Raw genomic sequence first — 21,213 nt, forward strand, 5'->3', positions numbered from 1 at the left:
GCCAGTTTTATCAGGCGGCCGAAAGGCCAACAAAAAACCCGCCGGCGACGGCGGGTTTTTTGTTGCTTGGTAGTCGTCTATCAGACGCCGCTCTGGCCGTCCGAGCCGATATAGGCAATGCGCACCATGTTCGTGGCACCGGGGGTGCCGAGCGGCACGCCGGCGGAGATGATGATGCGATCACCCGGCTTGCCGAAACCTTCTGAAACAACGATGCGACAAGCGCGGTTCACCATGTCGTCCAGATCGCTGGCGTCGCCGGTGACGACGCAGTGCAGGCCCCAGACGACCGACAGGCGGCGTGCGGTCTGAATGATCGGCGACAGCGCAATGATCGGCACCTGCGGCCGTTCGCGCGCGGCGCGCAGGCCGGTCGTGCCCGAGGACGTATAGGTGACGATCGCCGCAAGCTTCAGCGTTTCGGCGATCTGGCGGGCAGCAAGCGAAATGGCGTCGGCACCTGTCGGTTCCGGCTGGGCGCGCTGCGCATAGATGATATTGGAATAATAGGGATCCTGTTCCACGGTGCTGGCGATGGAGGCCATGGTGGAAACCGCTTCGACCGGGTAGTCGCCGGAGGCGGATTCAGCCGAGAGCATGATGGCATCGGCGCCTTCGAACACGGCGGTGGCGACGTCCGACACTTCGGCGCGCGTCGGTACAGGTGCTGTTATCATCGATTCCAGCATCTGCGTGGCGACGACGACCGGCTTGCCGGCGCGGCGGCAGGCGCGGGTCAGCTGCTTCTGGATGCCCGGAACGGCTTCCAGCGGCATTTCCACACCCAGGTCGCCACGGGCAACCATCAATGCGTCGGAAAGCTCGATTATTTCTTCGATGCGCTCGACAGCCTGCGGCTTTTCGATCTTGGACATCAGGCCGACGCGGCCGCGCGCGATCTTGCGCACTTCCGCCAGGTCTTCCGGGCGCTGAACGAAGGAAAGGGCAACCCAGTCCACTTCGTTGGTCTCCAGAACGGCGTCGAGGTCGACGCGGTCCTTGTCGGTGAGAACGCCGACGCCGAGCAGGGTATCGGGCAGGCTGATGCCCTTGCGGTCGGAAATGCGGGTGCCGGAAACGACCGTGGTGACGATGCTCTTGCCGTCGCTCTTCTCAGCGCGCAGGTGCAGCTTGCCGTCATCGATCAGCAGGCGGTGGCCGGGTTTGACCGCCTCGAGAATTTCAGGATGCGGCAGGAAAACGCGGGTGTTGTCGCCGGGGGTGTCGTTGTTATCAAGGGTGAAGGTCTGGCCGGGAACCAGATCGACCTTGGTCTCGGCGAATTTTCCGACGCGCAGCTTGGGACCCTGCAGGTCGGCCAGAATGCCGATGGGACGGCCGGTACGGCTCTCGACGGAGCGGATGCGCTGAATGAGCGTCCGCATCACGTCGTGGCTCGCATGGCTCATGTTGATCCGGAAAAGATCAGCGCCAGCAAGATGCAGCTTTTCGATCATGGCCTCTTCGGAAGAGGCCGGGCCGAGAGTTGCAAGAATTTTGACTTTGCGGTTACGCTTCATCAGTTTTGATTTCCCTGTGTGCCTGGCGTATCGGAAAGCTGGACCATCCAGCTGCCCTGTCTGCCCGTGTCATATTCCTTGAAACCCATTCTCTGGAAGCTGCGGGCAAAACAATCGTCTACGCCGTTGATCTTGAACTCGTTCTCCGCCACGCACATGTTGACGTCACCGGTCCAGCGGCCGCCATGGGCGGCATCTTCGGCATAGAGATAATAATAACGTGACTGCAGCTCACCCTCGATCAGCGTTGCGCAGGTCGAGGAGGGGACCTGCCACCAGCCTTCGCTGACCCAGCCCTCCTGTCCGCGGTAGCCGATTGCGACCCCGACGAGATTTTGCGTGCTGTTGCACACGCGAAAATCCGCATGTGCGGGCGCCGCCATCATGAACGGGGTCAGAAACAATGCCGCTGCGGAAAAAAGACGGGCGATATGCCTGAAGTGGCGAGGAAGAGCGAGAGATGACTGAGTCACGGCTTCCATCCGGATTCCATGGTTATAATGAACACACTTCTTGGCGTGGCCGCCACAGAAAGTCAACGCGAGTTTAATCGATTATATTGTTCGTGGGATCGTGAGTGCGATAAGGTAGATGGCTGTTCTTCCGCCTGAACTTGCGCCCGGCCTCAAGCCATGCCATCAAGTTTCTCTCCTCAATCCTGCCCCAGAAAATTATCGATGAACGACTTCATACCCTATGAAATCATAGAAGGCGATTATGACAAAGGCATGGTTCTTCTGGCGGACCATGCCATGAACCTCCTGCCGGCACACTACGGCAATCTTGGCCTTCCGCAAACCGCTTTTCATCGCCACATCGCATTTGATATCGGCATAGAAGGGCTGACGCGCTCGCTCGCCGCGCGCCTTGGCGTGCCGGCCGTGCTCGGGCGGTTCTCACGGCTGCTGATCGATCCGAATCGCGGCGAGGACGATCCGACCCTCATCATGAAGATTTCGGACGGGGCGATCATCCCCGGCAATCATCCGATTTCGGATGAGGAATGGCAAAGGCGGATCGAGATTTTTCATCGGCCCTATCACAATGCCGTGGATCGTGTGCTGACCGGCGTTGCCGAAGCATCGGAAGAAGCGCCGCTTGTCCTGTCGCTGCATTCCTATACGCCGTTCTGGAAGCAAACGCCGCGGCCATGGCATGCGGCGGTCCTGTGGGACACGGATCATCGTGCGGTCGATCCGCTTCTGGCGCATCTGCGCGCCACGGGCGACATTCTCGTTGGCGACAACGAGCCCTATGACGGCGCGCTCAAGGGCGACACCATGTATCGCCATTGCATGATGAAGGGCATACCGCACGCGCTTCTGGAGGTCCGGCAGGATCTGATCGCGGATGAGAAGGGGATCGCCGAATGGTCGGACCGGCTCGCCCCCATTTTTGCCGCAATGAACGACGATCCCGTCCTGCACGAATATCAGCAGTTCGCTTCTCGCACCGGTCCCTATTGAGCCTGGAGTTTTGCCATGACGAATGAGAACGACAACAGGCAGGTCGAGTTCGAGGCGGCCGCCTTCCGCCGCCTCGTCCAGCATCTTCGTGAGCGCCACGATGTGCAGAACATCGACCTGATGAACCTCGCGGGCTTTTGCCGCAATTGTCTTTCCAACTGGTATCGGGAGGCGGCCGAGGAGGCCGGCGTTCCGCTCAGCAAGGATCAATCCCGGGAAATCGTCTACGGCATGCCCTATGAGGATTGGAAAGAGAAATATCAGGCGGAGGCAAGTGATGCCCAGAAAGCCGCCTTTGAGCAGAACCGCCCCAAGGAATAGCTGCCGATCGACGGAAACGACTTGACGGGACGCCTTTCAGTGGGCAGTTCACAGGCCGGAATTTTACTGCCCGCTGGCAGCGACCGGCGAGGGCTTCGCCCGGATGTAATGAACAAGGCTCAGATGCGGGCCGCCAATAAAGGATGATATGATGGACGAAACAAGCACCACAGAGACCGTAGCCGCCGCAGAACTGCGTCAGATTATTGAACGTATTGAGCGTCTGGAAGAAGAGAAAGCCGCCATTCAGGGCGATATCAAAGATGTAATTGGTGAGGCGAAGGGTCGCGGTTACGATACCAAGGCGATCCGCACGATCATCCGCTTGCGTAAGAAGGATGCCAATGAGCGCATCGAGGAAGAAACCATTCTCCAGACCTATATGGCCGCGCTCGGCATGGAATGATCATGATTTTGCGTAGGGCGCACACGGCTGCGCCCTACGGCAAAAATTTATCGCCCAACATGTCTTTGTTGGCGATAAGGAGTTCGAGGATTTTTTTGCTCACGGCCTCTTGCTCTTTTGACAATTCAGCGTGTCGTTCTTCTGCTGATCGTGAGATTTCCGCAAATATAACGATCGTGAAGAGAAATTCCTCGAAACCGTCGGACCGTGTCACTTCGGATGTGGGGCGCTCTGTCGTGAGGGTACGAAACAAATTGCGTTTCTCCTCATCCGAAACATGAAACACCAATTTGTGTGCAAACTTATTTCGTGAATTGTTTATGGCTTTTAGAACGTCGCCAAATTTATCGCGAAAATATCCCATGGCCTGACATAAACTGAGTTTTTCAGCGAACGATCGATGACCATTGAAGTAAGCGGTTGGATGATCCAGGTGGGTATTCAAAACTTCGGTGATAATGTGGTCCAGATAGATGTGGGCGACTATGAGTTTTCCCCAGTCTTCCGCCACGGAAATGCGTTCAATGAATTCGCTGATGTCGAAACTCGGATTGTCTCCGATAGAGTTTAAAAGCCTCTCTGCCGCCTCGAACTCATTCCGCTCTTTCAAAACACAGCCCTATTAAATCCAATAAATAAAATCAGCGACGATCAATATTAGCCGCGTGTGCCCGCCAGCTTTTCCGAGAGATCGGCGGCTTCCTTGCGGGCGTCCTTGTCTGCGGGGTAAACCGCCAGATAGCGTTCCCAGGCCTTCAGTGCCAGCTCGTCGCGGCCGGAGGCTTCGAGGATGTTGGCAAGGCTTGCGAGCGCCGGAAAATAGCGCGGCTCTTTTTCGAGGGTCAGATTGATGTCCGCCATCGCCTTGCGGGTATCGCCATCGGCGAAATGCACCATGGCGCGGCGATAGGGCGCCTGCACATAGTTCGGGTCGAGCAGAATGACCTGATCGAGAAAATCATAGGCGGCGGCGTTGCGCTTTTCATCCGCAGCTTCGCCCGCCCATTGCATCAGGAGATTGATCGTCGCGCTGCCGGAATCATTCCATTCGGAGGCGATCTGGTTGGCGATGCTGCGCGCCTTGACCGCGTTGCGCTCTTTTTTCAGCGATGCGAAAAGAGTGTCGATGGTCTTGGCAGGGGAAGGCGCGGCCTCTGCCACGGCAGGCTGTTGTCCGTCCGCCGCATGAGCAATGGCGGCCATTCCCGGAATCAGGAGGCCGGCAGACAGGAAACCCTGAGCGAGGAAGATAGCCGTGCAAAAACGATTTGGGCGCATGGGTTAAAGCTTAACCCGACTGCGCCCAATATCAAATGCAAACTTCTGCACTGTCAACAAAGTGATCCGCGCGTTCAATCGCGAACCGCAGCCGCAGTCAATCAGCCCTGACGAGCCTTGAAGCGCGGGTTCTGCTTGTTGATGATGTAGACGCGGCCCTTGCGGCGAACCAGGCGGTTATCGCGATGACGGGCCTTAAGCGCTTTAAGCGAATTCTTGATCTTCATTTTACTGGTCCGCAGTTTTGCACGGTTTCTGCCGTGCTTATTCAAACAATCAAAAGCGCGCAACGGGGCGCGCTCTTTTCGGTTGGCAGGCAGATACCCGTTTGAGCCCTGCCTGTCAACACTCGGCCGCGTCTTTGCCTTAAAAGACTAGGCTTTTCCTGTGCGCAAAAGCTCGGTCACATGGCCCATCTTGCGGCCCGGCCGTGCTTCCGTCTTGCCATAGAGATGCACGAGACAGTCTTTTTTCGACAACCATGCCGGTACATCGTCGATGTCGTCGCCGATGAGGTTGGTCATGACGCAATCGGAGTGGCGCTCCGTGTTGCCGGGTGCGAGGTCCGAGACGGCCCGGATATGCTGTTCGAACTGTGAAATCACGCAGGCCGCTTCCGTCCAGTGGCCGGTATTGTGGACACGCGGTGCCATCTCATTGGCAACCAGCGAACCATCCGGCAGGACAAAGAACTCGATGCCGATGACTCCGACATAGTCGAGCGCGGCGAGAAGCTTCTCCGCCGATTGCACGGCAACAGCCCGCGCGGCATGCGAAAGCGCCGCCGGTACCGTCGACGTATGCAGAATGCCATTCAGATGGACATTTTCGGCCGGATCATAGCAGGTAACCGTACCGTCCTGGAAACGGGCAGCGATGATCGAAATCTCCCGCTCGAAGGCGATGAAGCTCTCGAGGATCAGCGGCACGCCGCCGAGCGCCGAAAAGGCGCCCCTGAGGTCCTCACCACCCCGGAAGAGACGCTGGCCCTTGCCGTCATAACCCATGCGGCGGGTCTTCAGCACGCCCTTGCCACCGAAGGCGGTCACGGCGGCTTCCAGTTCGTCCTGGCTGTCCACGGCGCGAAAATCGGCGGTGGGAATACCGCAACCGTTAAGGAAGCGTTTCTCCGTCAAGCGATCCTGCGAGGCGCTGAGCGCCTGCGCCGGCGGGTAAACGGGCACGGAAGCGCTGAGTTTCTCGGCGGCTGCGACGGGCACGTTTTCGAATTCGTAGGTGACGACATCGCAGCGGCTTGCAAGTTCGGCAAGCGCCTTTTCGTCGTCATATTCCGCGACGATCTGGTCGTTGCAGGCCTGCGCAGCCGGACAATCGGCCTGCGGTTCCAGCACGATGGTGCGGTGGTTGAGGCGGGCTGCGGCCATCGCCAGCATACGCCCGAGCTGCCCGCCACCGATGATGCCGATGGTCAGGTTGGTCGTCTTTGCCATCACATTTGTCGTCACTGGGCGCTGTCCATGGGATATTCCGCGACAGCCGCCGACTGGCGCGCACGCCAGGCATCCAGCCGGTCGGCGAGGTCCTCATCGCTCAGCGCCAGAACCGCGGCAGCGAGAAGGGCTGCGTTGATCGCGCCGGCCTTGCCGATGGCGAGCGTGCCGACGGGAATGCCGGCTGGCATCTGCACGATGGAATAGAGGCTGTCCTGACCGGACATGGTCTTCGATTGTACCGGAACGCCGAAGACCGGAAGCGGCGTCATGGCCGCCGTCATGCCCGGCAGATGGGCGGCCCCGCCGGCGCCGGCGATAACGACCTTGAAGCCTTCGTCCTTCGCGCCATTGGCGAAATCATAAAGCCTGTCCGGGGTGCGGTGGGCGGAAATGATGCGGGCTTCGTATTCGATGTCGAGCGCATCCAGCGTATCGGCGGCGTTCTTCATGGTCTCCCAGTCGGACTGGCTGCCCATGATGATGGCGACGGGGGGCGTTTCTGCTGTCACGTAATCTCTCCGGCTCAGGCGATGATATCGGGAATGACCTGGTCTTCCAGCTGGGTCATCTTGTCCTTGACGGCCAGCTTCTTCTTTTTCATGCGCTGTATTCTCAGCGCATCGCAGCTGGTCTGGATCATCGCGTTGATCGCCGCGTCATAATCCTCATGCTCCTGGCGCAGCCGCGCCAGCGTGAGCCTGATGTCCGCCTGGTCCTGATCGGGCATCTCGTCATCCCCATTTTATGCCGCCGGATCGGCTCCGGCGCGTATGTCATCCGTTCTGGAGGCTCTATCATCAAATCGCGGTAACGGGAAGTTATCCCTTGCGACCAAATTGCCCACTTATTGCCTTCATTTCGCCTTCGACAAGCGGCGCGATCCGTGTCACATTGCCGTCGTAAACCTGAAACTCCAGCGATGGAGAGCTGGAGGTAGGTTCAAAAAGGAAGGACGTGCCGCATGACCATTCAGGCTCATATTGCATCGCTCGAAAAGAAACACGGTGCTCTGGAGGAGGAGCTCGAAAGTATTCTTGCTTCCCCGTCGTCTGACGATAGAGAGATCGCGGACCTTAAACGTCGAAAACTGCGCCTGAAGGATGAACTGCAGAGGCTCAAGGCCTCGACAAGACATTGATTTATGCCAGACCGCCGACCCTCGATGAATGAGGGCCGGGCGGTCTGAGCCTTTCGAGCTCTGGCGGCGAAAACCTGCTGCCAGAGCTTTTTATTGCCGATTTTTAGAAAGGCAGCCCGTCCCACAGGAGCTTCAGCGCCGCAATCAGCGCCATGGTATACATCAGCGGGTAAAAGATGGCCGGTTTCAGATATTTCACCACCCTTGCACCGGCAAGCGTCGCCAACATCGCCACCGGCAGCAGGCTCGCCGATGTCTTGAGGTTGGTGGCATCGAGCGCGCCGAGCGCGAAATAGGGAATGAGCTTGATCGCATTCATGATGGCGAAGAAACGCACGCTCATGCCGGTATAGGTCTTGGGATCGAGCTTCAGCGGCAGGACATAAATCTGAAAGGGCGGTCCACCGGCATGGGCCACGAAGCTCGCATAACCGGAAAGGCTCGACCAAAGCGTGGCGGCAGCCGGTCTTTGCGGTTTGGCCGGAATTTCCTGGCCCTTCCGGCTTTTGAAACTCTCATGGAAATAACGCAGCACGAACAGGATCGTGACCGAGGCGACGACGAGACGCATGGCATCGGCAGATATGAGGCTCGAGGTCGCCCAGCCGAGCGCGATACCGGCGATGGCGCCGGGCAGCATGATGAGCAGCGTTTCCCGGTGATTATGGTGCCGCCACGCCCACAGCGCCACAAGATCCATGACGATCAGGATCGGCAGGAAGATCGCCGCCGCCTGTACCGGTGAGACGGCAAGCGCCATCAAAGGCACGCCCATCAGGGCCAGAGCGCCGCCCAGCCCGCCCTTGGAAAGGCCGACGAGCACGACTGCGGGGATGGCGACAAGATAAAAATGAAAATCGGTGAGCATGGATGGACGGTTGATCCTTTCGCCGGTCCGGTTTATCGGATTTGTCATATGAAAACGAGTGCAGATTGCGCGGTAAGCGTCTTCTGTCTGAAATGGACGAACCGATGACCCTAGTTGAAGACCGTTGCCGCCTTGTCCTGATCGTTCCGCAATCGGATGACGCGCAAAAGCAGGCGACAGAGGTGGAAGACGCATTGCGGGGCGGCGATGTCGCTTCCGTCATCATTCCGCAATATGGTCTGGATGATGCCGCTTTCCAGAAACGTGCCGAGCTGATCGTGCCCATCATCCAGAAGGCGGGGGCGGCGGCGCTCATCGCCGGTGACAGCCGGGTCGCCGGCCGCGTGAAGGCGGATGGGCTGCATGTGGTCGGAAATGGTGAGGCGCTCGCTGAGGCCGTGGAAAAATTCACGCCGAAGCTCATCGTCGGCGGCGGCAATGCGGATGACCGTCACAAGGCGCTGGAGCAGGGCGAGGCCAATCCCGATTATGTGTTTTTTGGAAAGCTCGAAGGCGACATCAAGCCGGAAGCGCATCCCAAAAATCTCGCGCTCGGCGAATGGTGGGCATCGATGATCGAAATCCCGGCCATCGTCATGGGCGGCACGGATATTTCCTCGGTTGTTGCCGTGGCCGAGACCGGTGTGGAGTTCGTGGCGATGCGCAGCGGCGTTTTCGACAATGCCAGTGGCGCTGCCCAGGCCGTTTCTGAAATCAACGCCCTGCTTGACGAAAAAGCGCCACGGTTTGACGGTTGATACAGGCGATGATCATGCGCTCCGTTCACCTCTGCCTTTCCGTTTCGCTGCTGGCGCTTGCTTTCGGCACGCCGGCGGGTGTCGCTTTTGCCCAGTCCGGGCCGCAGAGCGAAAGCAATGCGCTTTCCCGCCAGCTGGAAAAAGAGGCTCAGCCAACCCGTCAGGGCAGGGTGCAATCCGAAGAGCAGAAGGATTTGCAGCCGTCTGCGGGCGTGAATGTCTATCAGCGTATGGGCGCGGAACTGCCGGCCCTGCCGCCGGAAAAGGAATTCAAGGGCCGGGTGGACGAAGCTTACGGGCATTTCCAGCGCGGCGAATATGTGCAGGCGCTCGACAAGGCGCTGAACCGCGCGCAGAACGGTGACGCAGCCGCCCAGACGCTGGTGGCGGAAATGATGTCGCGTGGCCTCGGCATTGCCCGTGACGAGAAGACCTCCGCTTTCTGGTACCAGCAGGCGGCCGAGGGCGGCGATCCCGTCGCCATGTTCAAGTTCGCCCTGATCCTGATGGAAGGTAAATTCGTCACCCGCGACAAGGTCAAGGCCGACGATTTCATGCGCCGCGCGGCGGAAGCCGGCAATGCCTCTGCCCAGTTCAACTGGGGCCAGATACTGGTTTCGGAAAATCCCGGCGCCAAGGGCCTGCTGATGGCTTTGCCGTTCTATGAAAGATCCGCCGAACAGGGCATTGCCGATGCGCAATATGCGGTGTCGCAGATTTACTGGTCGCTCAAGGATGTGCCGGCCGAGAAGAAGGCAAAGGCGCGGGACTGGCTGACGCGGGCCGCGAAGGCGGGTTACGATACCGCGCAGGTCGATCTGGGCATCTGGCTGGTGAATGGTTTCGGCGGTGAGCGCAATCTGGATGAGGGCTTCCGCTGGCTTTACGGTGCGGCACAGCGCGGCAATGTCGTGGCGCAGAACAAGGTGGCGCATCTTTACATTCAGGCGCTTGGCACCCGGCCGGATCCGGTCGAGGCGGCCAAATGGTATGTGCTTTCCCGCCGTGCCGGGCTGAAGGATCCGTCTCTCGAGGACTTTTATCTCGGCATCACCGACGAGCAGCAGAAGAAGGCGATTGAGGCCGCAAATCGTTTCCGCCCGACGTGATGGAAGGGTGGCCTTGCCACGCTGGCGTTGACCCATGGGCTTTTTGCCTTGAATTTCCGCGCGTTTTGTGGTCTTGAACCGCAAACTTTCAATTCAAGAAAATAATGACGTGCCTGCCCGGTGAGCTTCCGGGCGGTTCGCAAGCTTTCCAGGAAACAACATCGATGGCCCGTTCAGCCCTTCTCAATGTCATGGTTCAGGCCGCCATCAAGGCGGGTAAGTCTTTGTCGCGTGACTTCGGTGAAGTGCAGAACCTTCAGGTCTCGGTCAAGGGACCGAGCGATTTCGTCTCGCAGGCGGACCTGAAAGCCGAAAAGATCGTGCGCGACGAACTGATGAAGGCCCGCCCGACCTACGACTTCCTGGGTGAAGAAGGTGGCGAGGAAAAAGGCACGGACGGCGCACATCGCTGGATCGTCGATCCGCTGGATGGCACCACCAATTTCCTTCACGGCATTCCGCATTTCGCGGTTTCCATCGCGCTCGAGCGTAACGGCGAAGTCGTCGCCGGCGTGATCTTCAATCCGGCCACCGACGAACTCTACACCGCCGAGCGCGGCGGCGGCGCGTTCCTCAACGATCGCCGCATCCGCGTTGCTGCGCGCAAGGCGCTGACCGATTGTGTCATCGGCTGCGGCGTGCCGCATCTCGGCCGCGGCAATCACGGCAAGTTCCTCGTCGAACTTCGCCATGTGATGGGTGAGGCAGCCGGCATCCGCCGCATGGGTGCTGCGTCGCTCGATCTCGCCTATGTTGCCGCTGGCCGTCTCGATGGTTTCTGGGAAGCCGATCTTTCGCCCTGGGACATGGCGGCCGGTCTGGTGCTGATTCGTGAAGCCGGCGGTTTCGCCTCCGACATCAAGGGCGGCACGGATATCTTCGGCAGCAGTTCCGTTGCTGCCGGTAACGAATATATCCACAAGGCGCTCGTTGAGGTCGCCAACCGTCCCATCCCGGGCCGCTGATTGGTTTTTGGCGGAAAACCTGCCGTTTTCTGCAAGTTTTAGACGCCCGGCGAATATTCGCCGGGTGTTTTTGTTTTCCGTCGTTGGGTCTCGGGCTGTTTTCGTGAAACGCCTGTGACGAAAGACCGGCTTTTCGCTTCAAATCGTCGCAATTTTCAAATAGCTTCCGCTGGATACGTGACCAGAGGGAATGCGAACGTTATGGCGGATTCGGAGCTGCTCGATCTTGGCGTCGAGAAACCGGTGACCACACGGCAATACAGCCACAAGCTGTCCAGCCCGACACCATTTCTCTGGACGATGGTTCTGTTTCTGATCCTCGTGGGTTTTCTGGCGGCCATTCTTTACCGGCAGGCACATACCGCCTTCATGACCAATCCGGGGCTCAACGGCTTCATTCTCGGCGTGCTGGCCATCGGCATCATTCTGGTCTTTACCCAGACGATGAGCCTGCGTTCCGAAGTCCGCTGGTTCAATGCCTTTCGTGCCGCCGGCAGCGTCGAAAAGGTCGGCCGCGCGCCAAAACTGCTGGCACCGATGAGCACGCTGATCGGCAAGCGCGGCGAAGTCCGGCTTTCCGCTGTTACGCAGCGGACGATCCTCGATTCCATCGCGACGCGCCTCGACGAGACGCGTGACACATCGCGTTATCTCGTCGGCCTGCTGGTGTTCCTCGGTCTGCTTGGCACCTTCTGGGGCCTGATCGGCACGATCGGCGCCATCAGCAACGTTATCCAGTCGCTCGATCCGAGCGCCGGCGACAGCAACGATATTCTCGGCTCCCTCAAGGCCGGCTTGACTGCGCCGCTGGCGGGCATGGGAACGGCGTTTTCCTCGTCGCTGCTCGGTCTTTCGGGTTCGCTGATTCTCGGTTTCCTCGATCTTCAGGCCGGTCGTGCGCAGAACCGTTTTTATACCCAGCTCGAAAACTGGCTGTCATCGGTGACGGATACGACGGAAGGTCCAAGGGAGTTCAAGGTCGCGGAGCCGGGCGCCATGGTTAGCACCGAACGTTCGCTTGCGGCCATGACCAGCCTTGCCGAAGGCATTCAGGGCCTCGTCAAGAACATGCGCAGCGAACAGCAGATGTTGCGTGACTGGATCGAAGCACAGCAGGAGGAATCGAAATCGCTTCGCCGCACGCTCGACCGGCTGTCGACGCGGATCGACAGCGAGACCAAGTCCTCCGGACGCACCCGGCACGATAACGGGAGCGAGTAGCCATGGCGCTTGCGCGCAACCGCCGCCGCGACAGGGGTGTGGATTATTGGCCGGGTTTCGTCGATGCGCTGTCGACGCTGCTCATGGCCATCATGTTTCTGCTCACGGTCTTCGTGCTGGCGCAATTCGTTCTGTCGCGCGAAATTACCGGCAAGGACGAGGTGCTGACACGTCTCAACAGCCAGATTGCCGAACTGACCGAACTTCTGGCCATGGAAAAAGGCAACAAGCAGGATATTGAGGACGCGCTTGCGAGCCTGCAATCCACCCTTGCCGCATCCGAAAACGAGCGTTCCCGGCTGCAGGCGCTTCTCGATGCGGGATCGGGCAGCAATGCGAACGCCAATGCGCGGATCGGCAGCCTGACCGGCGAGCTGGACGAGCAGCGGCAGGCCAATTCCCGTGCCTCCGCGCAGATCGAATTGCTCAACCAGCAGATCGCGGCGCTGAGAGCGCAGATCGCTTCCGTGGAAGCCGCGCTTCAGGCCTCGGAAGCCAAGGATGCTTCCTCTCAGGTCAAGATCGCCGATCTCGGCCGCCGCCTCAATGTCGCTTTGGCGCAGCGGGTGCAGGAGCTGAACCGCTATCGGTCCGATTTCTTCGGGCGGCTGCGTGAAATTCTGTCGGACCGCGAAAATATTCGCATCGTCGGCGACCGGTTCGTCTTCCAGTCCGAAGTGCTCTTCCCTTCCGGTGGCAATGAGCTCAATCCGGAAGGTCAGGCGGAGATGGAGAAGCTGGCGGTTGCGCTACTCGATCTCGCCAAGGAAATTCCGGCAGAGATCAACTGGGTCCTGCGTGTGGATGGCCATACGGATAATGTCCAGCTTTCCGGTTCCGGCCGTTACCGGGACAATTGGGAACTCTCCTCGGCCCGCGCCACCTCGGTGGTGAAATTCCTGATCTCCAAGGGTGTGCCGGCAAACCGGCTGGTCGCCGCCGGTTTCGGCGAATATCAGCCGATCGCCGAAGGTGATTCACCGGAAGCACGGCAACAGAACCGCCGTATCGAACTCAAGCTGACTGAACGGTAGGCAACCGCAGGTATTTTAGGCTTTCTCTCCATTGAATTTTCGAACTACCGCATATTGCATTTCTGGGTAATTCCAAAGAATATTTTTGCGTAGACTTAACCATTTATACTGCGATGAATTTTAATATATTCGATGTAGAAAATGATGTAATTTATATTACTATCTCTTATGCCCCGTTTAACTTTTTTGTTGTCGTTATTTGAAGGCTGCATTAACGGGCGCTGTGGGATAGTCAACAGGAGATCGTGCCTTGGCGACCACTTCGGATCAACAAAGTTTCCTTGAAGCAACTGACATTTTCGGACGCTTCGTTCGCGCCACTAACTTTATGCTCGACAATTGGTGGCTCTGGGTTGCTCTCGCGATTATGGCGTCACTTTTGCTTTGGCTGCGCAGTAACCATGCCGTGCTTGGCCGGCTGGATGAGCGTTGCAGCGCCTCAGCAGCGGACATCGATGCGCTATTGGCGGAACGTTATGCTTTGATCGGTAATCTGGTTGAAACGGTCAAGGGATTTGCCGTGCAGGAGCACAGTACGATCAAAGCGATTGTTGATGCTCGCAGTCGTGCGATGGAAAGCATTGGGCAAGCGCGACTGGCTGCGGAGACGCAGATTGGGCAATCCTTGACAGGTCTGTTTGCCGCGTCGGAAAGTTATCCCGATCTTCTGAGTTCGACCCACTTTCGCGATTTACGAGATGAAATAATTCGAATTGAGGACCGAATTACGGCTGCGCGTCGTTTCTATAACATTTCCGTGGAAGAGCTAAACGCCAGTCGCAGGGCATTTCCGGGCAATATCATTGCGCTGATTGCGAAAATTAACAAGCACGACCAACTCGTTTTTGATGACGGGAAACGCGATTTCGTAAAGCCAGTTCAGATCAACTTCAGCTAAGCGGTGAAGGTGTGTCCTCTAAAGGGTATATTGATCACGCGCGCCGCAGCCGACATTTAACCTGGTGGTTGGTCGCGCTTTACATTGCGGCTATTGAGATGATCGCAGCCGTTGCACTGATCTTGCCACTTCTCGTATGGGATCCGCAAAGGATCGTTTTTATAGATCCGGCGGGGTACCTACTTCGTTATTCGGTTCCGGTGGCGGTATTCGCGGGCTCCCAGATTTGGTTCCTGTACCGGCGTCATATAAAAGTCGTCAGCCGTTTGCTGAACATACAATTGCCGACTCGGGCGGAAGAACCCCGCCTGTGGCGCATCGCCGAAGAACAGACGATCGCCCTTGGCATCCGACTTCCGAAATTCGGCGTCATCGAGGTAGACGCATTGAATGCGCTATCGGTGGGTGAAGGTTCTCAGTCAGGCCTGATCGCCGTGACAAGAGGAATGCTTAATCATCTCGATGATGATGAACTTGCGGCAGTCGTGGCTCACGAGGCTGCTCATATTCGCAACGGCGACACCGGACTCCTCGCTATAAGTCATGCCTTGATGCGCACTGCCGCGATCCTTCAAGTTTCCAACCCGTTCAGCTTCCAAAACTGGCGACACGCCATCCTTGTCATTGTCTTGCCGCCGGCGTTTTTCCTCGTATTGATCGCCGGCGTGGTGGTCATGACGGCAATGCGGCTTGCGTGGCTTGCACGACGCAATGTCAAGCTTAGCCGCGATCATATAGCGGACGGTGAAGCGATACGTATCACGCATTTTCCGGAAGCGTTGATCAGTGCCCTGCGTAAGGTCAGAGGTCGAGGAGCTTTTCAAAATAGCGATCTGCTCGACGCTCATCTGTTCGAGGGAAGAATGAGCGGTCATACCCTTATCGACGACCGCATAAGCGTAATATCCTCGCTGGGAAACGATCTCATGCAGGCGGGCCGAGTTCGTCGCGATACCCGCGTTATCCTGAAGACGGCTAGAGCCGCGACTTTTGGTCGACGTCCCGAAGTGAAGCAGTGGCGTGCCAATTTATTGCAAAAGGAGAAAACCACTATCGAGGAGCCTTCCCTACGCATGTATTGTCTGTTTTTCACTGACAGGGAGCGCTTCTGGCAGTGGCAGGGCGCCAGGATCGATGTGTTTGAGTGGCAAGAAGGCAATGAAAGGAATGGCCTCGGGCTTACAGCCGCGGCAAGCCTCATGTTGCTTGCTGCTGTGGCCGTAAGCATTATTTTCCATCTTTACACGTCGCGCGATTTGGATGATTTCGCCCTTCGTTTCGACCCCAATTTCGTGATCGAAGCGATGGACGTCCCAGATGGGTCGTATCGTATGGGCGCCTCCCCTGGTCAGGGGGAAGGTATTTACGGCTTGGGTTCTCCTTCGTCGAACTCGGTGGGTAACTTCAAGCTGAGAGGCGCGAGTGAGGCGGAAATTCCGAAGCCCTCTGAGAGTCAGCAAAGTGTATCGGGCTCAATCATCAATGTGTTGAGTTTTGGTGTCGTAATGATCTTCTTTGTGGTTTTGAATCCGCGCTTGCGTCGCTTCCTTTTTGACGGTTGGCGACAGTAGCCGAACGTGGCCTTAACGTCGCCTTCCAACCCGGCAGTCCAAGTTTGTCGGTCCACATACCCTATTCACGCCTGGGCGCGCAATTCGTCCGGCCCGGTCTGGAATTGCAGCCGGGCAAGACGCGCATAAAGGCCGTTCTGGCGAATGAGGCTCTGATGCGTGCCTTCCTCGATGATGCGGCCCTCATCCATCACCAGAATGCGGTCGGCCTTCAGCACGGTGGCAAGGCGGTGAGCGATGACGATGGTGGTGCGGGTTTTCATCAGCTCATCGAGCGCCTTCTGCACCAGCGTTTCGCTTTCCGCATCGAGCGCCGAGGTGGCTTCATCGAGAAGCAGGATCGGCGCATTGCGAAGGATGGCGCGGGCGATGGCGATACGCTGACGCTGGCCGCCGGAAAGGGTCACGCCGCGTTCACCCACCTGCGTGTCATAGCCATCGGTGAGACGTTCGATGAAGCTGTCGGCCTGCGCGGCGATGGCGGCGGCGCGCACCTCCTCGCGTGTCGCGTCAGGCCGGCCAAAGGCGATATTGTCGTGGATGGAGGCGGCAAATATCGCCACATCCTGCGGAACGATGGACAGGCGGGCGCGCAGATCGGCAAGGGTAACGTCACGGATATCCGTGCCATCGACGGTGATGCGACCCTGCTGCGGATCGTAAAAGCGCATCAGCAGTGAAAAGACCGTGCTCTTGCCCGCACCGGAAGGCCCGACGATGGCGACGGTTTCGCCGGCACTGACCTTGAAGGAGAGACCGGAAACGATCGGCCGCCCCGTCGCGAGCGGATAGACAAAATCGACATTCTCGAATTCCGCCTCGCCGCGCGGTGGCTGAGGCATGGCGACGGGCGATGTGGGTTCCGCCACGGGCGAGCGCTCATTCAGCAATTCGGACAGCCGTTCGGCCGCGCCGCCTGCCTGCGCCAGTTCCCCCCAGACTTCCGAGAGTTGGCCGAGTCCGCTTGCGGCGATGACCGAATAAAGCACGAACTGACCGAGCGTGCCCGCGGTCATGCTGCCGGACAAAACGCTTTGCGCGCCATACCAGAGAATGCCGACGACGCTGCCGAAGACCAGGGCGATGGCGACGGCGGTGAGAATGGAGCGGGCGCCGATGGCGGCGCGAGCGCCCTGATAGGCGGCTTCCACGGAGGCGCCATATCGGGCATTTGCCAGTGTCTCGGCATTAAAGGACTGCACGGTGCGGCTCGCCGCAATCGTCTCGGAAGCATAGGCGGCGGAATTGGCCAATGTATCCTGCGTGGTGCGGGAGCGGGCGCGAACCGAGCGCCCGAAGGCGATCAGCGGAAAAACGATGAAGGGAATGGCAAGCAGAGCAAGGCCGGAAAGGCCGGGGCTGGTATAGATCATCATCGCCACCGCGCCGGAGCACATGATGATATTGCGCAGCGCTACCGAGGCCGATGAGCCAAAGGCCGAGCGAATCTGCACGGTGTCGGCGGTCAGCCGCGAGGTTAGCTCGCCCGAGCGATTGCTGTCGAAAAACTGCTGTGACAGCGTGGTGAGGTGACCAAAGACATCGCGGCGAAGATCGGCAACAACCCTTTCGCCAATAGTCATGACGTAATAATAACGCATGGCGCTGGCGAGCGCGAGGACAACGGCAATCGCCAGAAGCATGGCGAAATAGCTGTTGATCATGCCGCCATCCGGCGTCTGGAATCCGTGATCGATGATGCGGCGAACGGCAAGCGGCAGGGCAAGTGTCGTGGCGGAAGAAAGCACAAGCGCGAAAAGGGCGGCCGCCATCAGGCCGCGATAACGCCGGAGATAGGGAAACAGGCCAAGAAGCGGCTTCAGGCTTCTTTGTTTCGCCGCTTTCTGCTCGTCAATGTCTGCCACGTCCTTTATGCTCCTCATTCCCTGCCGTTTTGGGGCCTTTTGCGGGTGAATTTCCGGCGCGCGGTAAAATTCCCACCCCTTTGGCCATCTCCTTTCACAAGGGGATAGCAGGCTCTTGTTATCTGGGCGACCTTCATGTATAGGCTCCGCATCGAATTGGGAAGCCATAGCCCATCTGGTCTATGGCTTCATTTATTGAAATGGCTCAGTTGACGCAATTGCGGCAAATGGACCGCACGTCACTTAACCAGGAAGATTGTCATGAAGGCTGATATCCATCCCGATTATCACACGATCAAGGTGGTCATGACCGATGGCACCGAATACGAAACCCGCTCCACCTGGGGTTCGGAAGGCGCCGTCATGAACCTTGAAATCGACCCCAAGTCCCATCCGGCATGGACGGGCGGCAACCAGCAGCTTATGGACCGCGGTGGTCGCGTTTCCAAGTTCAACAAGCGTTTCGGCGGCCTCGGCCTCTGATCCTCTTGCGGACGGATCGTTTAAAAAAAGCCCGGTTTTACCGGGCTTTTTTGTTGCCCTGTTTGGGGCCCGATTCTTGTTTTGCGGAGCGCTGGCAACAAAAAAGCAGGCCGATGAGCCTGCTTTTCAAATTGTCCGGATAAGGTGGTCTTTTCTCAGTTGATCGAGAAAGCCGTGCGCAGGAGGTTGAGCTGCGCCTGCACGCTGTTTTCATTGTCCGGCACCTTGGCGGCTTCGGACGGGCGATAGATTTCGCGGTCGAGCAGGGCGATGCGGTTCTGGAGACGCAGCGAGCGCTCGATGAGGTCACGGAAGGATTCCGGCAGGTCGTTCCAGCCGGGCGCGTTGCGGTCGACGTTGAAGCTGTCGAGCCGCACCTTGTTCTTTTCGCTCAGAACCTGATCACGCGTCATTTCGCCATTGTTGACGGCGCGCTGCAGAAGCAGCCAGGAGGCCATCTGCATCAGGCGGGTGGTGAGGCGCATCGATTCCGCCGCATAAAGCACCGAGGCCATGCGCGGCAGCACCTTGGATGCGGCGCGGCCGGCGCCGTCGAGATAACTTGCCGTTTCCTCCACCAAGGTCATGCCTTCGGTATAGAGGGACTTGAACTGGTTGGAAGCAGCCGCGCGACCCGCAAAGCTTATGGTATTTAAAACCTGTTCCGACATTTTCTTTAAATCCCTGCTCACGCACCACACTGTCAGGCAACGACGACCCGGATATTTTGTTCCGGCCTTTAGTGTTTTCAGGATGGTATCTTTACCTGAAATGCGCAAGGCAATTATTAAAGAAGGGTTAATACCCACAGTTTTACGGAATCCGGCAAGCGGCAAAAAAAGAGCCGCGAAAGCGGCTCTCAAGGTAAAACAGGGAGAAAAATCAGACCAATTCGCCGTATGGAGAAGATGCCTGAGGTCCAGAAGAACTGGACATGTATAGTAATCTCTCAGAAAGCTTAATTTTTGGTTAATGGTAAACGAAAGACTGCCCCGGAATATTCATTTTCGGGCACCGGCTGAGCCGCAGCTTGTGGCAATAGAAGTGTTGCCCCGTATCTATTCTGCAGCGCCTGTCAGGATCGGAAGAGATTCTCGGCCGCCTGCCTGCCGGCGGATTTCCGTGTCCTCTCCTCTTCGAGTCGCGTGATTTCGGCTTGCAGAAGATCGATACGGCTGCTCAACTCGTCCACCGAAAGAAGGCTGAGATCGCCACCGATCTCGTGCGCCACCGGTTTTTTCGGGCGGTCATCGTCAAAGAGGCTCATATGCCTGCTCCTTTTTCCACATAGTCGCCATCGTCGCCTGGATATTGCGGCGCGCGCGGGTCGAGCGCAATACTTTCCGGTGTGACGAGCGGGGAGGGGGTCGTTGGCATCATGGTCGAGAAATTGTCTTTTTCCTCGGTTGAGAGCGCAGCGCGTTGACGGCTTCTGATGATCGCATAAGCGGTGATGAGCAGATGCGCTACAGCCGTCACCAGAAACAGCGCATAGGGTCCGAAATGGGTCATGATCGCGCCGCCGAGCGTTGGACCGATGATGGTGCCGATGCCGTAAAGCAGCAGCAGGCCACCCGAGACCTTGACGAAGTCTTCCGAGGCGGCAAAGTCGTTGGCATGGGCCACGGCGATGGGATAAAGCGCGTTGGCGGCGGCGCCATAAATGGCGATCATGAAAATCAGCACATAGACATCATGCGGCTGGACCACGGCGACCGCCAGACCCGCGACCGCGCCAAGACCGGCGAGACCTGCCAGCACGTAGCGGCGGTCTATCCGGTCCGACAGCCGGCCTGCCGGAAATTGCGCCAGAGCGCCGACGAAAATCGTAACCGAAACCATGATGGCGATCATGGTCGGGTCGAGACCTGCCCGCGCGCCGAAGACGGCGCCGAGCGTGCCGTAGGCGCCGTTGGCAATGCCGATCATCAGAATGCCGATGAAGGAAACCGGTGAATTGCGGTAAAGGGCCGGCAGATCCAGCTTCACCTTCTGCAAAGGCTGCGGACTGGCCGCTTTCGAAAGTGTGGCCGGCAGAATGGCGATGCAATAGATGATGCCACAGATCATGAACAGCGAGGTATTGCTGATATCCCCCATCGGCACGATCATCTGCCCCGCCACGACGCCGAGCAGCGTGATGGCAATATAGAGCGAAAAGATCATGCCACGGCTTTCATTGGTGGCGCGCTCGTTCAGCCAGCTTTCGATGATCATCGAGGTGCCGGCAGTGCAGAAACCGGTCAGCGCACGCAGCGCGATCCAGGAGGTATCATCGATGATGAGTCCGGTCATCAGCACGGTGAGGCACACCAGTGCCACGAAGGAGCCGAATGCCCGCACATGGCCGGCGCGGCGCACGATGGCAGGCGCGACAAAGCAACCGACGACGAAGCCCGCCGCCCAGGAGGTGCCCAGAAAGCCCAGAATTTCATTGGAGTAACCTTCCGCCGAACCACGCACCGGCAGAATGAGACCTTGAAGGCCGTTGCCGAGAAAAAGAAACAGAGTGCTGGATAAAAGAGCGAATACGGGTAGAAGATTTCTGCTCATGAAAACACTCTCATGCGTTCGGACGGACGGTCGGACAGGCCATAGGACGGGCGTTACCCGAATGAGTTGCACTCTTCTGGTGAACGGTAAAAATGTCCAGCCTGTGACGATGCAGAAATAAAGAAAAGGCTCAATAAATGACGAAGGCAATTGGCCTTTTTTTACTGCTGGCCATGGCGATCCAGATCATCCGGCCGCTCGGTCTGCCGGGCCTTAAGAAAAGAGGCGATTGCTGGAAGATTGCGGTTGCCGCCTTTGTCATCTGGTCGGCGACGCTGCTTCTGCGTCCATAACGAAAAAGCCGC

The 21,213-nt window shown here is 58.2% G+C and carries 26 protein-coding genes; 13 read left to right on the forward strand and 13 right to left on the reverse strand.

The window, feature by feature from the left end; all coding sequences use genetic code 11:
* Window positions 1-80: 80 nt before the first annotated feature.
* Together pyk and ACIQUH_RS08490 are read right to left on the reverse strand one after the other, a co-directional pair.
* The gene (pyk, locus tag ACIQUH_RS08485) at window positions 81-1,520 is read right to left on the reverse strand and encodes a pyruvate kinase (RefSeq protein WP_400813668.1); all 1,440 of its coding nucleotides are present in this window, start codon (window positions 1,518-1,520) and stop codon (window positions 81-83) included.
* Window positions 1,520-1,906, reverse strand: coding sequence for a DUF1036 domain-containing protein (locus tag ACIQUH_RS08490; RefSeq protein WP_400814018.1), 387 nt, complete (start codon window positions 1,904-1,906; stop codon window positions 1,520-1,522). The genes pyk and ACIQUH_RS08490 overlap by 1 nt, the downstream gene beginning before the upstream one ends.
* 291 nt (window positions 1,907-2,197) lie before the next feature.
* Here ACIQUH_RS08490 and ACIQUH_RS08495 point away from each other — a divergent pair, with 291 nt between their 5' ends.
* The 3 genes from ACIQUH_RS08495 to ACIQUH_RS08505 all read left to right on the forward strand — a co-directional run bounded on the left by ACIQUH_RS08495 (window position 2,198) and on the right by ACIQUH_RS08505 (window position 3,713).
* The gene (locus ACIQUH_RS08495; protein ID WP_400813670.1) at window positions 2,198-2,986 is read left to right on the forward strand and encodes an N-formylglutamate amidohydrolase; all 789 of its coding nucleotides are present in this window, start codon (window positions 2,198-2,200) and stop codon (window positions 2,984-2,986) included.
* 15 nt (window positions 2,987-3,001) lie between these two features.
* Window positions 3,002-3,307, forward strand: a complete 306-nt coding sequence (locus tag ACIQUH_RS08500; protein ID WP_400813675.1) for a DUF1244 domain-containing protein — start codon at window positions 3,002-3,004, stop codon at window positions 3,305-3,307.
* 148 nt (window positions 3,308-3,455) lie between these two features.
* Window positions 3,456-3,713: a DUF2312 domain-containing protein gene (locus ACIQUH_RS08505; protein WP_080723112.1), complete on the forward strand. Its 258-nt coding sequence runs from the start codon at window positions 3,456-3,458 to the stop codon at window positions 3,711-3,713.
* 34 nt (window positions 3,714-3,747) lie between these two features.
* Here ACIQUH_RS08505 and ACIQUH_RS08510 read toward each other — a convergent pair whose 3' ends face one another.
* From ACIQUH_RS08510 to ACIQUH_RS08535, 6 genes are all read right to left on the reverse strand, one after another.
* The gene (locus ACIQUH_RS08510; RefSeq protein WP_400813677.1) at window positions 3,748-4,323 is read right to left on the reverse strand and encodes a hypothetical protein; all 576 of its coding nucleotides are present in this window, start codon (window positions 4,321-4,323) and stop codon (window positions 3,748-3,750) included.
* Between the two features lie 47 nt (window positions 4,324-4,370).
* Entirely contained in the window at window positions 4,371-4,991 is a 621-nt protein-coding gene (locus ACIQUH_RS08515; protein ID WP_400813679.1) for a tetratricopeptide repeat protein, read from the reverse strand.
* Between the two features lie 101 nt (window positions 4,992-5,092).
* Window positions 5,093-5,218, reverse strand: coding sequence for a type B 50S ribosomal protein L36 (gene ykgO / locus ACIQUH_RS08520; protein WP_003497670.1), 126 nt, complete (start codon window positions 5,216-5,218; stop codon window positions 5,093-5,095).
* A gap of 147 nt (window positions 5,219-5,365) precedes the next feature.
* Window positions 5,366-6,442 (reverse strand): 5-(carboxyamino)imidazole ribonucleotide synthase, encoded by a 1,077-nt coding sequence (locus tag ACIQUH_RS08525; RefSeq protein ID WP_400813686.1) that lies wholly within the window; start codon window positions 6,440-6,442, stop codon window positions 5,366-5,368.
* Between the two features lie 11 nt (window positions 6,443-6,453).
* Window positions 6,454-6,921, reverse strand: coding sequence for a 5-(carboxyamino)imidazole ribonucleotide mutase (gene purE, locus ACIQUH_RS08530; protein ID WP_400814021.1), 468 nt, complete (start codon window positions 6,919-6,921; stop codon window positions 6,454-6,456).
* A gap of 47 nt (window positions 6,922-6,968) precedes the next feature.
* Window positions 6,969-7,172 carry a YdcH family protein gene (locus ACIQUH_RS08535; protein ID WP_003497661.1) on the reverse strand — a complete coding sequence of 68 codons (204 nt, stop codon included), beginning with the start codon at window positions 7,170-7,172 and terminating at the stop codon, window positions 6,969-6,971.
* A 234-nt stretch (window positions 7,173-7,406) separates the two neighbouring features.
* On the opposite strand from ACIQUH_RS08535, the gene ACIQUH_RS08540 reads away from it, so the two are divergent.
* Complete coding sequence (locus tag ACIQUH_RS08540) at window positions 7,407-7,583, forward strand: YdcH family protein (protein ID WP_003506164.1); 177 nt, start codon at window positions 7,407-7,409, stop codon at window positions 7,581-7,583.
* Window positions 7,584-7,686: 103 nt separating this feature from the next.
* Here ACIQUH_RS08540 and ACIQUH_RS08545 read toward each other — a convergent pair whose 3' ends face one another.
* Window positions 7,687-8,451: a sulfite exporter TauE/SafE family protein gene (locus ACIQUH_RS08545; RefSeq protein WP_400813690.1), complete on the reverse strand. Its 765-nt coding sequence runs from the start codon at window positions 8,449-8,451 to the stop codon at window positions 7,687-7,689.
* A gap of 104 nt (window positions 8,452-8,555) precedes the next feature.
* Between ACIQUH_RS08545 and ACIQUH_RS08550 the strand changes: the two genes are divergently transcribed.
* From ACIQUH_RS08550 to ACIQUH_RS08580, 7 genes are all read left to right on the forward strand, one after another.
* On the forward strand, window positions 8,556-9,209 hold the full coding sequence (locus ACIQUH_RS08550) for a thiamine phosphate synthase (protein WP_400813692.1): 654 nt from the start codon (window positions 8,556-8,558) through the stop codon (window positions 9,207-9,209).
* An 8-nt stretch (window positions 9,210-9,217) separates the two neighbouring features.
* On the forward strand, window positions 9,218-10,318 hold the full coding sequence (locus tag ACIQUH_RS08555) for a tetratricopeptide repeat protein (protein ID WP_400813694.1): 1,101 nt from the start codon (window positions 9,218-9,220) through the stop codon (window positions 10,316-10,318).
* Between the two features lie 164 nt (window positions 10,319-10,482).
* The gene (locus ACIQUH_RS08560; protein ID WP_035262908.1) at window positions 10,483-11,283 is read left to right on the forward strand and encodes an inositol monophosphatase family protein; all 801 of its coding nucleotides are present in this window, start codon (window positions 10,483-10,485) and stop codon (window positions 11,281-11,283) included.
* Between the two features lie 201 nt (window positions 11,284-11,484).
* Window positions 11,485-12,504: a flagellar motor protein MotA gene (locus tag ACIQUH_RS08565; protein ID WP_400813697.1), complete on the forward strand. Its 1,020-nt coding sequence runs from the start codon at window positions 11,485-11,487 to the stop codon at window positions 12,502-12,504.
* A gap of 2 nt (window positions 12,505-12,506) precedes the next feature.
* Window positions 12,507-13,538 carry a peptidoglycan -binding protein gene (locus tag ACIQUH_RS08570; RefSeq protein WP_400813700.1) on the forward strand — a complete coding sequence of 344 codons (1,032 nt, stop codon included), beginning with the start codon at window positions 12,507-12,509 and terminating at the stop codon, window positions 13,536-13,538.
* A 250-nt stretch (window positions 13,539-13,788) separates the two neighbouring features.
* Window positions 13,789-14,436, forward strand: coding sequence for a LemA family protein (locus tag ACIQUH_RS08575; RefSeq protein ID WP_400813702.1), 648 nt, complete (start codon window positions 13,789-13,791; stop codon window positions 14,434-14,436).
* 98 nt (window positions 14,437-14,534) lie between these two features.
* Window positions 14,535-16,007 carry a M48 family metalloprotease gene (locus ACIQUH_RS08580; protein WP_400813705.1) on the forward strand — a complete coding sequence of 491 codons (1,473 nt, stop codon included), beginning with the start codon at window positions 14,535-14,537 and terminating at the stop codon, window positions 16,005-16,007.
* 65 nt (window positions 16,008-16,072) lie between these two features.
* Here ACIQUH_RS08580 and ACIQUH_RS08585 read toward each other — a convergent pair whose 3' ends face one another.
* A complete protein-coding gene (locus ACIQUH_RS08585; RefSeq protein WP_400813707.1) occupies window positions 16,073-17,872 on the reverse strand; it encodes an ABC transporter transmembrane domain-containing protein in 1,800 nt (599 codons plus the stop codon).
* Between the two features lie 261 nt (window positions 17,873-18,133).
* On the opposite strand from ACIQUH_RS08585, the gene rpmE reads away from it, so the two are divergent.
* The gene (gene rpmE, locus ACIQUH_RS08590; protein WP_003497640.1) at window positions 18,134-18,355 is read left to right on the forward strand and encodes a 50S ribosomal protein L31; all 222 of its coding nucleotides are present in this window, start codon (window positions 18,134-18,136) and stop codon (window positions 18,353-18,355) included.
* Window positions 18,356-18,510: 155 nt separating this feature from the next.
* Here the strand turns inward: rpmE and ACIQUH_RS08595 are convergent, their stop codons facing one another.
* The 3 genes from ACIQUH_RS08595 to ACIQUH_RS08605 form a co-directional block, all read right to left on the reverse strand.
* A complete protein-coding gene (locus ACIQUH_RS08595) occupies window positions 18,511-19,026 on the reverse strand; it encodes a DUF1465 family protein (RefSeq protein ID WP_400813710.1) in 516 nt (171 codons plus the stop codon).
* 404 nt (window positions 19,027-19,430) lie between these two features.
* The gene (locus ACIQUH_RS08600) at window positions 19,431-19,622 is read right to left on the reverse strand and encodes a DUF1192 domain-containing protein (RefSeq protein WP_400813712.1); all 192 of its coding nucleotides are present in this window, start codon (window positions 19,620-19,622) and stop codon (window positions 19,431-19,433) included.
* Window positions 19,619-20,908, reverse strand: coding sequence for an MFS transporter (locus tag ACIQUH_RS08605; RefSeq protein ID WP_400813714.1), 1,290 nt, complete (start codon window positions 20,906-20,908; stop codon window positions 19,619-19,621). The genes ACIQUH_RS08600 and ACIQUH_RS08605 overlap by 4 nt, the downstream gene beginning before the upstream one ends.
* Before the next feature lie 137 nt (window positions 20,909-21,045).
* Between ACIQUH_RS08605 and ACIQUH_RS08610 the strand changes: the two genes are divergently transcribed.
* Window positions 21,046-21,201, forward strand: coding sequence for a hypothetical protein (locus tag ACIQUH_RS08610; protein WP_003506189.1), 156 nt, complete (start codon window positions 21,046-21,048; stop codon window positions 21,199-21,201).
* The last annotated feature ends 12 nt before the right edge of the window (window positions 21,202-21,213 follow it).

The organism is Agrobacterium sp. NPDC090283 (assembly GCF_044769685.1).
In the GTDB taxonomy this organism is placed as follows: Bacteria; Pseudomonadota; Alphaproteobacteria; order Rhizobiales; family Rhizobiaceae; genus Agrobacterium.